The sequence below is a fragment of the Allorhodopirellula heiligendammensis genome (assembly GCF_007860105.1).
Taxonomy (GTDB): Bacteria; Planctomycetota; Planctomycetia; order Pirellulales; family Pirellulaceae; genus Rhodopirellula; species Rhodopirellula heiligendammensis.
The window spans coordinates 76,099-90,365 of the sequence record NZ_SJPU01000003.1; the positions used below are offsets into that span (position 1 = coordinate 76,099).

General features: G+C 56.9%; 11 protein-coding genes. 7 read left to right on the forward strand and 4 right to left on the reverse strand.

The genetic code is table 11. The annotated features are described in order from the left end of the window. The first annotated feature begins 13 nt into the window (after positions 1-13). The gene (locus Poly21_RS20310; protein ID WP_146408910.1) at positions 14-895 is read left to right on the forward strand and encodes a c-type cytochrome; all 882 of its coding nucleotides are present in this window, start codon (positions 14-16) and stop codon (positions 893-895) included. A gap of 36 nt (positions 896-931) precedes the next feature. Here Poly21_RS20310 and Poly21_RS20315 read toward each other — a convergent pair whose 3' ends face one another. From Poly21_RS20315 to Poly21_RS20330, 4 genes are all read right to left on the reverse strand, one after another. Then, entirely contained in the window at positions 932-1,873 is a 942-nt protein-coding gene (locus Poly21_RS20315) for a heme-binding protein (RefSeq protein WP_146408911.1), read from the reverse strand. A gap of 96 nt (positions 1,874-1,969) precedes the next feature. After that, positions 1,970-2,650 (reverse strand): MOSC domain-containing protein, encoded by a 681-nt coding sequence (locus Poly21_RS20320; protein WP_146408912.1) that lies wholly within the window; start codon positions 2,648-2,650, stop codon positions 1,970-1,972. Between the two features lie 37 nt (positions 2,651-2,687). Then, positions 2,688-3,227 carry a c-type heme family protein gene (locus Poly21_RS20325; protein ID WP_146408913.1) on the reverse strand — a complete coding sequence of 180 codons (540 nt, stop codon included), beginning with the start codon at positions 3,225-3,227 and terminating at the stop codon, positions 2,688-2,690. Between the two features lie 136 nt (positions 3,228-3,363). Next, positions 3,364-4,134, reverse strand: coding sequence for a DUF2293 domain-containing protein (locus Poly21_RS20330; protein ID WP_146408914.1), 771 nt, complete (start codon positions 4,132-4,134; stop codon positions 3,364-3,366). Positions 4,135-4,477: 343 nt separating this feature from the next. Between Poly21_RS20330 and Poly21_RS20335 the strand changes: the two genes are divergently transcribed. The 6 genes from Poly21_RS20335 to Poly21_RS20360 all read left to right on the forward strand — a co-directional run bounded on the left by Poly21_RS20335 (position 4,478) and on the right by Poly21_RS20360 (position 14,263). After that, on the forward strand, positions 4,478-9,532 hold the full coding sequence (locus Poly21_RS20335) for an Ig-like domain-containing protein (RefSeq protein WP_302119880.1): 5,055 nt from the start codon (positions 4,478-4,480) through the stop codon (positions 9,530-9,532). A 179-nt stretch (positions 9,533-9,711) separates the two neighbouring features. After that, positions 9,712-10,032: an HU family DNA-binding protein gene (locus Poly21_RS20340; RefSeq protein WP_146408915.1), complete on the forward strand. Its 321-nt coding sequence runs from the start codon at positions 9,712-9,714 to the stop codon at positions 10,030-10,032. Between the two features lie 196 nt (positions 10,033-10,228). Then, positions 10,229-11,020 carry a hypothetical protein gene (locus Poly21_RS20345; protein ID WP_146408916.1) on the forward strand — a complete coding sequence of 264 codons (792 nt, stop codon included), beginning with the start codon at positions 10,229-10,231 and terminating at the stop codon, positions 11,018-11,020. Continuing rightward, positions 11,021-11,797, forward strand: a complete 777-nt coding sequence (locus Poly21_RS20350) for a lysophospholipid acyltransferase family protein (protein WP_302119882.1) — start codon at positions 11,021-11,023, stop codon at positions 11,795-11,797. 201 nt (positions 11,798-11,998) lie between these two features. After that, complete coding sequence (locus Poly21_RS20355) at positions 11,999-12,889, forward strand: alpha/beta hydrolase (RefSeq protein WP_146408917.1); 891 nt, start codon at positions 11,999-12,001, stop codon at positions 12,887-12,889. A 408-nt stretch (positions 12,890-13,297) separates the two neighbouring features. Further along, positions 13,298-14,263 carry an AAA family ATPase gene (locus Poly21_RS20360; RefSeq protein ID WP_146408918.1) on the forward strand — a complete coding sequence of 322 codons (966 nt, stop codon included), beginning with the start codon at positions 13,298-13,300 and terminating at the stop codon, positions 14,261-14,263. Positions 14,264-14,267 lie beyond the last annotated feature (4 nt).

A 14,267-nucleotide genomic window follows, 5' to 3' on the forward strand; every position in this document is an offset into this window, starting at 1 on the left:
ATGAGAATATGAGATGCGCCATTGTCAAAATGCAATGTACTCCTCGACCAAGGCCATGATCCTGCTGGGGATGATCATGGTGATCGCGATGCCAGTGTGGAGTACCTCCGACGGCCCCGTCAGGCGTCTCTGCGCGTCCGAAAAAGAATTGGCAATCCATGGGAACATGAATGAATTGCCTTCGGGTGAATTGGGACGAGTCGTGCAGCTTGGGCACGACATCGTTGAAAACACGAAAGACCACCCGCTATCGAAACCCTTCGTCGGCAATTCGCTCAATTGCACATCGTGTCACCTGGATTCTGGCAAGCATCCCGAGGCCGCCAGTTTTCTCGGCATCGCGACGGCATATCCGGCGTGGTCGCCGCGCGAGCAACGCGTGATTACTCTGCAGGATCGGATTCTGAATTGTTTCATGCGCAGCCAGCATGGAACCCGTCCACCACTGGGCAGCGAGGTCTCCGTCGCAATTACCACTTACATCACCTGGTTGTCGAACGGCCAAGCGATACAGCAGAATCCAGCTAAGCCGCTCGGGCCACGTCATGTGCCCCGGATAACCGCAGAAGACGGCAGTGAGCTTAAGGGCAATGTGCAGCGAGGAGAGGTACTCTATGCCGATCACTGTGCCTCATGCCATGCTGATGATGGCGTCGGTGGCGATGATGGGCCACCGGTATGGGGTGATCAATCGTACAACGATGGCGCCGGACTGAGTCGCGAAGACAAACTCGCGTCGTGGTTAAAGGTCGCCATGCCGCTGGACGACCCGTATCTGACCAACCAGGAAGCATTTGACATCGCGGCGTTCGTCAACAGCCATGATCGTCCGCGATTCGAGCTTCAAAATCATCTGCCGAGTCCGCAAGGCCTCGGCCAATACAACGCGAAGTAGGTTGATACATACCTTCGATCCGCGTCTCTATATACGTCATCTCGTGACGTATTTCGAAGCACGCAACAGTTCATTCCAGTCTCCGTCGAACAGGTGCAGCAAATCTTTGTCGTCGATCTTGTAGCGCGTCACTTTGCCGAGCGCGTTCAAGAATTGTTGTTCTTGATCCATTAATGCGGGTGGTCCGGCGCGGCGTGTTGCGCCCATTTTTCCAAATTGAATTTGGTCCCCTGCGATGGTTGCCTTGCCGAAATAGCGATTGACAGACGTATTGCCCGAGACCGAGCCATCGGCTGCGATCTCAAGTGTGGGTTCGGCCAGTTCGACAACACCATGACCGTCGATATCCACAATCACCCAGTTGCCAAACACAGTGTTTTCCTTCGTAGTTGGGGGCCCTTGGACGCTCTGGTCCGCATCAGTGAGCGATTGAGTGACTGCCGCGATGCCTGCTGCGGCGACCTCAGCATCCTGTTCGCCCGTCGCACCTCCGACCCCGATAGCACCGATCACCTGATCGTCCAGGACGATCGGTATGCCGCCCCGGAGTGTTGTGAATTTGCCACCACTTGCCGTCGCCGCATTCTCCAAAGCGAGACTCAAGTGCACGCCACTGAGTTGGTCTCCGCCTAAAGGCCCAGTGGGTTGGCGGTGAGTCGCCGCGGAAACTGCCTTGGTGATTGCCGTGTAAATGCTGCTTGGACGAGCACCGTCCATGCGAGCAAACGCCAGCAAGTGTCCGCCGTCATCCACCACGGCGATGTTGGACTGCACTCCCATCTGCTCGGCCTGTATCTGGGCCGCAGCAATGACCCGCTGGGCACCTGCCAACGTGAGTCTCGCGACATCGCGACGTACCAAGGGCTGCTCTTTGTCAGCTGAAGCCGATTGAGCAGAGGCGGTCGCGGTGCCGATCAGCAGTAACGCAGCAACAAAAAAATTCTGTCTCGTTGAAATGCAACCGAGAGTTTGAAACATTGGAAAATCCTTTCATGTGGAGACAAAGCCGTCCGCTGGATCCGCGAACAAATCACTCAAAATCTGTGGGCGTTCTAGATTAGGTGTACCGCGCGTTCAAGCTCCGTCTAAACGAGCAATTGCATTCGGGGGCGATTTTCGTTCGACACGCCGGTTCAGCGTATCCTTCCAACTGGGCGATAGCGTCGGCAGTGAGGCAAGTTCCTTCGCCGCGATCAGGTCACTGCGATCATGGTGCATGATTCGGTTTGCCTCGGCGATCGTCCAGTCTGGGTGTGGGCGTTCGGCGAGCCTCATGGGCATGCCCTGTTGAACAACGCCCTCAACGAGGACGCGGAGATACCAGCCCGTTCGTCCGCTTTGCTGGACCTGGAGGGCAAGATCCTTGATACCCCAGCGGCGCGCTAGTTTCCAACACGGCTGGCGTGGCTGGGACACTTCCACCGTGGCGGACCCAATCGTCCACACGTCGCCAATGCAAACTTCGTTCTCGACCAGTCCGTCGAGGGTGAAGTTCTCACCGAAATCACCGCCGGTGAGTTCGGGTATCCGGAGTGTTTCACGCCACCACGGGTAGTGACTCGCGGGATAGACGCACACCGCTTTATGCGTACCGCCATGATGCACGCGATCGCTTTGACCGTCGCCGTCCAGATTGGTCGCTCCCAACCAGAGTGATTCAGACACGGATTGTTTCAGAAAGCCCGAGGTCCACGGCTTCTCTCCTGGAATTTCTTGCGGTAGGCCGACTTGAATGGAACGGACGAATACTTGCATAAGAATCTACTTGCGTGAAAATCGCTCCCGGAAAGATTTACTCACCGCTCAAGTTCAATGGCATCGAGATCGTTAAACCCGCTGTACGGTCTTCCGTGCTGAGGCGATGTTTGACATGACACTTCAAGCATTGAGATGCCAATCGAATCGGGCCGGCGAAACGGTACCGGTCCTCTTGCACCTCTTCGTAGCGCGGTGCATCAGCACGGAGTGCCTTCACCGCCGCACGTTCGAACTCGTCTTGGGGGAGGTGATCGACATTCAGGTTGTCTGTTTCGACGATCAACCACTTTAACTTAACTTGATAAGTTTCTTCCAATTCCGCGAAGACATCTTCGAGCGACCCCGAAGGGATGGCACTGGGGTTGTCCTCATCAAAGTAGTCGCGATGGACGACCTGTAGTGTCCCGTGGATCAGCTCGTGAAGTAGTCGGGCTCGGCCATGCGCCTCGGCGACTGTGGTCGGCCGCGATATCGAGTCATCGGCGACAACATCGGTAACCTCGTCGGCACGGAGGCTCATCAAGAGGACTGCCGAGCAGAGCATAATCAACGCAAGTCGCATTGGATGTTTCATGTCAGATCCCTCAATCGGTACACGTAGACGAGTTTCCGCAATGCAAAGTGGCGACCGAGCGAAAACTAAAAAATCACCATCAGGTATATGTTAGCTGAAGGCTTGTGACGCGTGAAAGGGGACCGGGCGAGTCCGACTAAGAGCGAGTGTTTTCAGGTATTGTCCGGAGGGCTTTCGCGAGTGGGCAGTTTTTCATCGCCTCGGGATCGCCGCTGCGATATTTTTGCAGCAGACGACGAGACTCAGTCGCGAGTTGCCGACGGACTTCGCGCCGCTCACCCTTGATGCGGGCGATCGCCATGTTGTCGTAGGCCGTGGTTTGATGTCGCATCCAGGCAATCACAGCAGATTCTGCTCGCCGCTCGATTGGAATGCGTTCGGTCCGCGCCACTGTGCCGCTGCCGACAGGCGTCGCGTGCTCGGTGACGGCGTTGGAGAGTCGGTCGGCGATACTGCCATAGGTTGGGTTGAAGGCCAGAAACGCGGTCACGGCGGCCTTGAAATCTTCGACGTATTCTCCCTGTTTTTCATCCCGGCGGGTTTTGGCGGCGGCTTTGGATTTGGCGTATTGAGGCGTGCTGCGGGTCGCTTCCATGGACGCCCGGGCCGTTCGGATTTGGGCCGCGTCCGCCCACAGCCCTTGTGAAAACTCCCGCCGGCCCTTGCGTTCTTTGACGGTCCATGTGGGCCCCGCCGCTTTGACCCGGCGCGTCACGCCAGCATCCCCGGGAGGTAGCAACTCCCAAGTGTCCGGTACGACGACCACCTCACCAGCGGGCAAGGTGATGCTGCGATCGTCAGGCCCGGGGCCAACAATCAGCGTCTGTTTCACCAGCGACACGTTGGGATTGGGATGAGGGTGATGAGATGGCGTTTTGGGTTTGGTCTTTGCTTTCGACTTGGGCATGGAGGCAGGCAGCGAAAAGGGTTCTGAAGAGGCGATTAGGTCAGCGAGCGGTAGTGCACGCAAGGATCCCGCTAGCTGCGGGCAAGGCATAACTAGCCCCCTCACCTGGATGGGTCTGGGTGGGGGAGGGAACCAAAATGCCATTTCGAGCGTCAAAAGTGACAAAGTCGGAATAGTGGTCCCTACAGGAATATCGTGCACCTGCGTCGGACAAACTCACTCGAACACCATCTTTGATAGTGGCCGAGTGTCGGCCTGGGAACGTTAATAAAGTGTTTTCGGACGGCGGGCAGTTGGACCGGGTGCTAGAGTTTTTTCGCTGGCACAACTGGAACTTAGCTGGGTGTTTGCGAAGACTGAGGTGAGTTATCCGGTTGCCCAAACCCATCCGGCTGTGCTGAAATACCTTGTTGAACCGACGGTTATTCGTCGACTTTTCCGATATGTCCTGCGTTGCCATGCGATGGTGGCGGCAGGTACCACAAAAACCCTTGCAACGCGTTTGCCGATGAATCTCGCTCAAAAACTCCGCCAACGTCTCGCCCGTCTGATCGCCTTGGATGCTCGCGGCGGGTCTGTGGCCAAGATCTCAGCTGATCGCGGACGGTTGTTGTTGGAGACGCTCGAGGGGCGGCAAATGATGGCGGGCGACGTCAGCATGTGGTTTACCGACCCGGCCCCAACTGCGGCCGATGACGTGTCGAACATGACGGATTCGACGGCAAATGATCGTGGCAGTTCGAGCATCGCGGCCGCTGGCGAATCGCCCGTTGACCTGGTCGAGCTCGCGAAACACCTCGATCAGGAAGGCTTTGAATTCTACGGAGCGGCCTGGTGTCCGGCGTGCACCCAGCAGAAGCAGCTGTTCCAGGACGGCCAAGAGTATCTACCGTTCACTGAAGTTACGCTCAACGATGCCACGCGATCGCAAGACCCGCAGTACGCAGATCTCAATATTACGGAGTATCCAACTTGGGTGTTCCCTGATGGGACGCATCACTCCGGCGTGCAGTCCATTGAATCCCTGATCAGCGCCAGCGGATTTGTCAATCCAGAGGAGGCCTTGCCTACCTTTGCGCAAATTGGCCCTCAGACCGTGGCGATTGGTTCGCCGCTGCATATCCCAATTGACGCCTATGACGCTGATGGCGGGCCACTGACAGTGACCGTTTCGGTCCAAAACCCCTCGATCTTGTCAGGCACAGTGCTCACGGGCAACCGATCGCTGCGTCTCGATATGGAGGGTTATGGCGACATGGTGTTCGAACTGTTCGAGCAGCGGGCCCCAGAAGCTACTGGTCGCGTGATCGAACTGGCTGAGGAAGGTTTTTATGACGGGCTGTTGTTTCACCGGGTCGTCGACAATTTCGTGATCCAAGCAGGCGATCCCAACGGCGATGGCACGGGTGGTTCCGATCTCGGGTCCTTCGACGACGACTTTAACGCCGAATTGCAACACAATCGCTCGGGCGTGCTGTCGTTCGCAAAGTCTACCGATGATACGAACAATTCGCAGTTCTTCGTGACGGAGGTCCCGACCCGATTTTTGGATTTCCAGCACTCTGTGTTTGGGCAGCTTGTCGAAGGAGACGACGTCCGCGAAGCGATTAGTGAAACCAATGTGAATGCGAGCGATAAGCCGACCAACCCGGTCAGGATCACGCAAGCGACGGTCTTCAATGACACTGAGAATAGTGTCGTCATGCTGAAGGCGCTCAGCACACCGGGGACGACCAATGTGACGTTTACGATCACAGACAGCAGTGGCAGGCAGTACCAAGAAGTCGTCCCTGTCACGGTCACGCAGGACGTGGACGCGAACGGCGCGCAGATCAACAGCCAGCCCTTCCTCAAGCCGATCGACGATCCGATCCTGTCCAGTGGTGATGGTCCTGCCACATTGCAGCTTGAAAGTGTCGACGTCGAGGGCGACGCGGTCAGGTACTACGTTACCGGTACGAGTTCGGACGATGCGACCGCCACGGTGGATCCCACGTCGGGCCTGCTCGTCGTGACGCCGAAAGCAGGTTTCCAGGGTGATGTCCGGGTCGGTGTGGCCGTGCTCGCGGCGTCGATATCCTCGCCGAGTTCAGACTCGCCGATGGATTCTCAGGTCGTCACGTTCACGTTCGATGATTCTGCCATTGCGGTGCCCAGTTCGATCGATTTGCGTGCTACTAGCGATTCGGGTAGTAGCAACACCGATAACGTCACCAACCTTGGCTCGATGACGTTTGACATCAGCGGTGTAACCACCGGAGCGACCGTTCAGATCATCGACACTTCCGACAACACGGTCGTCGGTGTGGGGACGGCGACGGGCAATACGATTGCCATCACGACAAACAACATTGCCGCGATCGGCCAAGGTACCTACACCCTTGCCGCACGGCAGGTGATCGACGGGACTGCCGGCGAAGCGTCCGCAACGCTGACCCTCACGTACGACACATCCGCACCAACGCTCGACACCAGTACCATCAAGACGACGGGGAACGTTAACACTCTCTATCAAACCAATTTGGTGAGTGCGGAAGAGGGCAGCGGAGCAACTTATGCTTTGACCACGCGTCCGAGCGGCGCGACGATCGTCGCGGGAACGGGTGTGATTAACTGGACGCCGTCAGCCTCGCAAACTGGAGCGAATCCATTCACCGTCACGTTGACGGACAAGGCTGGTAACGTAAGCACCAAGTCGTTTACAGTCGATGTCGCTGGAGAGCCGCTCGCGGGGATCAAGTTAGAAATCACCGATCTGAACGGAAATCCAGTCAGCTCGCTCGATGTGGGCGACAAGTTTCTGTTGAAGATGTACGGCACCGACGAGCGCGCACGTGCTAATCGAGGTGGGATCTACGCCGCCTACGCAGACATCGTCTTCGATGGCACGCTTGTGCGAGTGGTACCTGGCACGTCGATCGACCATCCCGTCGCATTCTCCAACACGCCCTCGGGCACGATCAACACAGGATTAATCGACGAGATTGGCGGTGTCAGCACCAGCACAGCGCCGAGCAACGATGATCAATCATTGATCGCAACGCTGCAGATGGAAACACTCGCAGCAGGATCAGTCAATTTTGTGACCAACCCAGCTGACGGCGGCAATCGCGAAGTGTTGCTGTTCTTTAATAATGACAATGTGCCTGCCGATGCGATCAGCTACGGCAGCGCTTCGCTTGCCGTCGGTCAGAGTTTTACTGCGAACTCGGATAGTTTCACTGTGGCCGAAGACAGCGGACCTACCGAACTCGACGTGCTCGCCAACGACACGATTGTGTCTGGGTCGGGAACCTTATCGGTCGTCAGCGTTACCCAGCCGAGTAGTGGCGGCAGTGTTACCCTGAGCGATGGCATTGTCAGCTTCACGCCTGCGGCAAACTTCGTTGGCACCGCGGAATTCACGTACTTGGTGGCAGGTCCTGGTGGGGTGCAAAATACGGTGCCGGTAACCGTAACGGTCACCGGGACGAATGACCCACCCGTTGGTGTCGATGACACCTTCATTGTTGACACCGGTTCAGTTGCAAACACGCTCGACGTGTTGGCAAATGATCTGGATTCGGCCGATCCCGGTGAAACATTCACCGTGACTGGTGTGACGACGCCGACCTCTGGCGGTACGGTGACCATCAATGCTGATGGTAGCGCGGTCAGCTACACCCCGCCGGCAACTTTTGTCGGCACGGATACGTTTGAGTACACGCTCAGCGATGGTACCAGTACAGACACGGTTTCGGTGACGGTCACCGTGCAACCAGCCGATGCGCCACCGACGGCAGTCGATGACTCCTTCCCTGCCAGCGGCAGTCCCGCGATCAACGAAGATGCTCCCCAAGCGAGCTACGATGTGCTCGCCAATGACACTGCTGATGTGGACAATCAAACCTTCGAGATTTCAGCGGTGGGAACGCCGTCAGCAGGCGGTACCGTTTCGATTAGCGCTGATGGTGGCTCGTTGTTGTATCAACCGAAAGCCAACTTCCATGGTACTGAAACAGTCACTTACACTATCCGCGATAGTGGTGGCGGCTTGGCGACAGCGACAGCGACTTTTAACGTGACAAGTGTCAATGATGTCCCGCCAATTTCGGATGGTTCGATCACGATTTCAAAGGGCGCTGATCCAACCACGGTGCTGTCGATCTCGGATTTGCCTGCCAATGTGGACATCGGTGAGGCTCTCAAATTCATCAATCTGACGGCACCTAACAGCGGCACGGTTGCGATCTCCGCGGATGGTCAATCGATCCTCTTCACACCCGCAGATGCTGACTTCACTGGTGAAGTGACATTCGATTTCTCGGTCGAGGATGCTGGCGGTTTGCAGAGTGGCCCTGCGACGATGACGATCACGGTTGCCGAGTATTTACCGCGATCTTTCGAAGTGCTGTTCAGCGGCAGTTCATTTGGATTTCTCAGTGGGAATCTGTCGCAGTTTGTCCTGACCGGTACCGACGTGCAAAACAATGCGGTGAGCATCCCACTGAATGACACCAGTGTGGTGGTGACCGACAATGGCGTCCGTATTCCGAACCTATTGCCCGGTTCCTACCAACTGAACGTTCCGGCGATCCCGTTCCTGCATCATGGCGAGACAGCACAAACGATTGATATTGAGAGCGGTGTCGACGAGAGTGACGAATCCGTGGAACTGAGCTTTGGTAGTATCAAAGCTCAATATTATAGTGTCGCCGACTGGCTCGGATCGGCACCCAAACTTTCCGTCCTGGCCGCCGTTAATCCTGGCGGCGAAGCAGTTTTTGCCTATACCAGTTCAGCGGCGAGCGATGCGGTTTCGGGACTGCAGGTTCGGCTCGATGACACTGGGGATGCCTTCACCATCAATGCGGACAGGAAAGCCGCTGCAGACGCCACGGACCAATCGCCAGTGCCGGTGAGCCTGTCTGCGAGCGTCAACGACGACTCCGTCGTGCAGGTGCGAGGGACGTCGGGAGAAATGCAGTTCTTTCGCATCAGTTTGCAAAACAGCAAGGGAGAATTGAATTTTACCGTGGCGGGATCCAGCGGTTCATCAGCGAGTTCGGCTAACGCGGCGGCCGCGACGGCCATGTCGAGTTCGGCTGGCACGACGGTCACCGACGAAACCGTCCCACAGAACGCCGCAGACCTATTCAATCCCAGCGGGGAGCCGTTGCCAGGTGCCGAAGCGACCGCGGCGGACGACTCGAGTTTGCAGAGCGACACACAGCCTGTCGGCGAACCACTACCGACATCGAGCTTATCTGCGAATGTCGATGCCGCGATGGCCGACGTGACCGACGGTTTGAAGCGTATTTCGCCAGCCGGAGATCAGATTGCCGAAGCCGGATCGGGCGCCGTTGAAACGTTCTCAGCCGCCGTGGATCGGGTCTTGACAGACCTCTCAGATGCGTGAAACGGTAGCATTTTGCCACAATTTCAGTAAAAACACGTGAAAACACACGCTTTTTAGCGGTCAAGTGGGTTGCGGGTTTTAGAGTGCCGACATAACACTTGGATCGCAACGAAGCAGAAACGTTTTTCTGATTTCTCTCGTTTTTTCCTGTCTCCGAATCCATTTCACAGGTTCAGCCCATGCCCGCAGCCATTCCACCCAAAGCGCCCACCAAGACTCAAATCCTTGCTAACATCGCCGAAGAAACTGAGTTGAGCAAGAAAGACGTCGCCGCCGTTCTCGACGCCTTGGCTGGCGAGATTGGCAAGTCGCTCATGAAGGGTGGCCCCGGCCAGTTTGCTATCCCAGGACTTTGCAAGATCGTCCTGAAGGATGTGCCTGCCAAACCGAAGCGTAAAGGTCGCAACCCAGCCAACGGCGAAGAAATCTGGTTAGCTCCCAAGCCTGCCAGCAAAAAGTTGACCATCCGCCCGCTCAAGGGCCTCAAGGAAATGGTCTAGGCGTAAAGCTCCGACCTCCTCATTTTTATATCAATGCGACTGCCTTCCTCCCGATGACCCTCGGGACGGAAGGCAGTTTCATTTTGGGATGGAGTTGTCTCGGCCGATTTGCTAATGACGGCGTACCGTGGGGCGATTGCCCCAAGCGGGCGAATCGGGTTTTGACGGAGTCAGCGGATGAAAAGGAGATAACGCCATGACACTCACGCGAGGCAAACGCATTCAGGTGGTGCTGCTTGCATGCGCCGGAGCGTTGATGATGGCCGCTACCACGCGGGCTCAAGACACGCTCGTCTCGACTGCTGCAACACCGCGTTGGGTAGTGCTGACCGAAGTGTTTCAAGGTGATGCCAAGCAACCACACGAGACACACCACATCGTTTTTCAAAACGGCATCTACTACGACTTTCCCGCCTCAGACGCTCAGTCGTGGACTGTTTTTGATCTCACCAAATCACGAGTGATCTTGCTTGACCGCGAGCGCCAAGAACGAACCAGCATCCCGATGGAAGATCTCGTGCAACTGACTGCGCGGGCAGAAACTGAACTCACCAACAAGGATCAGCGAGCGCGGTTTGGGATGGATGCGCAGCCCGCCCAAGCGAACGCGACACAGTTCTCGATTCAGTTCGATGACACGGAGTATCACATCAGCGGTGTCCGCCCCCAGGACCCCGAGGTCGCCGCGCAGTATGGTCGATTTGTGGACTGGGTGTGCCGATTGAATATCGCTCGCCCACGCGGAGTGCCCCCGTTCGCGAGAATGAAACTCAATGACCTGATGACGGCGCAAAATATCCTGCCGCGAGAAACTTCAGTCACCCTCACCCGACACCTAGGTGCTGAGCGGATCGCTGCAACGATTCGTCTGCGATCAATGACATCACACAGCAGTGAAATTGACGAGACCCTGGCAGGGCAAATTCAGGACGCGCAAACGATGCGTGTTGTTTTCAACGAAGTCCCCTGGGATCAATACGAGCACTAAATGAGTCACTCTGATCAGAGCGAAACGGTCGACCGATCACCCTCTCGCAAGCGCGGCAGAAATAAAAAGATCACCCTGACCAAACGCGTCGAAGCGATGGTCGTGATGTGGTACTTCACGTTCATGCGGCGAACCGTCCGCATTCGTGTGAACAATGACCGGCGTGACGCGATCCGGCATCACTCCGAGCGACAGTTCATCTATGCGTTACTGCATGCTCACCAGGCCGCCGCGATCGCGCTGTCTGATCCCAATACTGGTGCGTTGGTTTCGCGTTCCCGTGACGGTGAATTACTTGTCCCCCTGCTAAAGTCCTGCGGATGTATTCCGATTCGCGGTAGCAGTGGCCGAGGCGAAAAAGGAGGTGCCACGGCGTTGAGCCATATGATCCGGCACTGTCGGGCCGGGCACCCGGCTGTGATCGCCGTCGACGGCCCCAAAGGTCCGCGCGGCAAGGTCCAGAAGGGAGTTGCGATGCTGGCGCAGAAAAGTGGCATTCCTATCGTGCCTGTTGTTCTCGTGCCCGGCCGACGAATCACCTTCGCCAAGGCATGGGATCGCATGCAACTACCGATGCCATTCTGTGAATTGGATTGTCGATTTGGAGACCCCATTGTCGTCGGCGAGGATGACGACCTCGACCAGGTTGCACTCCGCGTGGAGTCATCACTGGAACGACTCGAATGGGCCACCGATCCACAAGAGGCGACGATCGCACGCGGAGCTCGGCCGGTTCCGATCGACAGCGAAGCCTCGTTGCTAAGCCGAGCGGCATAAGCCCGCCTGTGCGGCGCATGCGCGGGACGTCGCCCACGGAGCTCAACGGGGTTTCTGCATGCACTTCGGACAAAGCATTTGACTAGCGGCGGGAATGGCTGTCCTTGCCGTCCCACCTCGCAACTGTTGACGCTACAATTAGAGCGTGTATGCACGGTATCGACGCCCGCGTCGATTGCGTTTCAAGGAAAAAGGAAAGCAATGCGATTGTTACGGTTTACTCTGATTTTGTTCGGTTTCAGCGCTGCTTTGGCGAGTGCCGAGCCACCGACGGTGGCCTCCACGTCAGTCGCGGCAGCGGCCCCTGTCGAGGCCACGCTGACCTACAAAGAAGTCCCGGCGGACGAGGGGACTCAATCGGAGACTCGGAAGCTGAAAATTGATTGGACGCGTCCGCAGGATTGGCAGGCCTCGGATTCCCGTGGCGCCGTCGTCTTCTTTCACGGTGGCGGCTGGGTGGGTGGCAAGCCAGGGCAGTTTGCCGAGCATTCCAAGGCGTTGGCGGACCTGGGATTGGTTTGCTTTCGTGTGGAGTACCGATTGCTAGATCGAAAGCAAAACGATCCGCCGCAGATCTGTGTCGAAGATGTCTCCGACGCGATGCGATTGATCCGGGGTTCGGCTGCGAAGTTTGGTATTGATCCGGACCGTATCGCCTGTGGTGGTGGCTCGGCAGGTGGTCACTTGGCTGCCTATTTGGGCATGATGGACGATGAGCCGGTCGACGGGGTATCCAGGAAAGCGAATGCGCTGTTGCTTTACAATCCTGTTTACGACAACGGCCCTGGCCAGTGGGGAGCAGCGCGGGTGGGCGAGCACACCGATCGATATTCGCCGGCACACAACATCACGTCGGATGATCCGCCGGTAATCGTATTTCTAGGTGAAGCGGATGCCTTGATTCCTGTGGCGACCGCAGAGCGTTTTCAGCGTCTCAGCCGTGAGGCAGGCTTGGTCAGCGAACTGCATACTTATCCCGGTCAAGAGCACGGTTTCTTCAATGTGCAGGTCCAAAAAGGAAAATACTTCCGCGATACGCTGGCAAAGTCGATTGCGTTCCTCGAGCAGTTGGGCTGGATGGACGAGAAGTAGATTGGAGTGTGCCGATGGCTTGTTGCGAGCCCAATTTGGCGGCGCATTGCCGTTACTCACGGCCTGGCAAACGGTACACTACTACGATGTACCGACGAAGTTCGCTTAGGCAGATTTCATCGCGAGCCTAACTGGACAGCGCCACTATGGATGGGTTCCCTCGCAATTCGCTGGGTTTCCGAACGGATTAACCGTTTTGGCGCTAGCCACGGTTCCTCTCGTGAAAACCGCGGCTAGCGCCGTGCGGCTAATCCAAAGTGGCGCTGTCCAGCTAAGGTGCTCCCCAAATTTTGCCCGCCACATTTACTGTGACGAGACCCTTGTCTCGCGATCGAAACCGCTCAAAACTCTGTCGTTGTCGGCAGACTTTTTACCAGTTTGTGATCCACACTTTTCCATACCATCGCCATGTCAGCATCACGCGATTCCATTCTAAAAATCTCTGCGGCAATGAATGCCGCGATCATCGGCCAGGAGACTGTCGTCGAGCGTTTGTTGATCGCGTTACTGACCGGTGGCAACGTACTGATGGAGGGTCTGCCGGGGACGGCCAAAACACGCTCGATCAAGACGCTATCGCGGCTGATTGAAGGCGAGTTTTCGCGGGTCCAGTTCACGCCCGACCTCCTGCCCTCTGATGTGACGGGATCAGAAATCTATCGAGAGAAAACGGCCACGTTCGAGTTTCAGCCCGGACCGATTTTTGGCAATTTGGTACTCGCTGATGAGATCAACCGGGCGCCCGCAAAGGTGCAGGCGGCCCTGCTCGAAGCGATGGAAGAACATCAGGTGACGGTCGCTGGCACGACTCATAAACTGCCCGAGCTGTTCCTCGTGTTGGCGACGCAGAACCCGATCGAACAAGAGGGTACGTATCCATTACCGGAGGCCCAGATGGACCGATTCCTGCTCTATGTGCAGGTACCCTATCCGGCTGCCGAAAACGAGTTGTCAATATTGCAGTTGGTTCGCCGCGAGAGCGTTGCAGAGACTCCAGCGGTGTTGGATCCAATCTTGCAAGAGACAATTTTTGCGATCCGCAAAGAGATTGATTCAATGCATGTCGCCCCTGCTGCAGAGCAGTACATGGTGGATCTCGTCGTCGCCACCCGCGACCCAATCCGTTACGACAAGGAACTGGCGAGTTTGATCCAGCTCGGTGCCTCGCCCCGTGGAACCATCGCACTGGATCGAGCGTCTCGCGCACGGGCTTGGTTGCAAGGCCATGACTTCGTCTCACCCGCGGACATTCAAGCGATCGCTCCGGCCTGCTTGGCTCATCGTGTCCATTTGTCGTATGAAGCCGAGGCGGCAGGCAAATCACGAGAGGACGTCATCGGCGAAGTCATTCAGCGGGTCGCCGTCACAGCTTGAGCTA

Coding starts and splice junctions, on each gene's coding strand:
- Poly21_RS20355 (WP_146408917.1), top strand. CDS start 11,999: ATGCGATTGTTACGGTTTACTCTGATTTTGTTCGGTTTCAGCGCTGCT.
- Poly21_RS20320 (WP_146408912.1), bottom strand. CDS start 2,650: ATGCAAGTATTCGTCCGTTCCATTCAAGTCGGCCTACCGCAAGAAATT.
- Poly21_RS20310 (WP_146408910.1), top strand. CDS start 14: ATGCGCCATTGTCAAAATGCAATGTACTCCTCGACCAAGGCCATGATC.
- Poly21_RS20325 (WP_146408913.1), bottom strand. CDS start 3,227: ATGAAACATCCAATGCGACTTGCGTTGATTATGCTCTGCTCGGCAGTC.
- Poly21_RS20350 (WP_302119882.1), top strand. CDS start 11,021: ATGAGTCACTCTGATCAGAGCGAAACGGTCGACCGATCACCCTCTCGC.
- Poly21_RS20340 (WP_146408915.1), top strand. CDS start 9,712: ATGCCCGCAGCCATTCCACCCAAAGCGCCCACCAAGACTCAAATCCTT.
- Poly21_RS20360 (WP_146408918.1), top strand. CDS start 13,298: ATGTCAGCATCACGCGATTCCATTCTAAAAATCTCTGCGGCAATGAAT.
- Poly21_RS20315 (WP_146408911.1), bottom strand. CDS start 1,873: ATGTTTCAAACTCTCGGTTGCATTTCAACGAGACAGAATTTTTTTGTT.
- Poly21_RS20330 (WP_146408914.1), bottom strand. CDS start 4,134: ATGCCCAAGTCGAAAGCAAAGACCAAACCCAAAACGCCATCTCATCAC.
- Poly21_RS20345 (WP_146408916.1), top strand. CDS start 10,229: ATGACACTCACGCGAGGCAAACGCATTCAGGTGGTGCTGCTTGCATGC.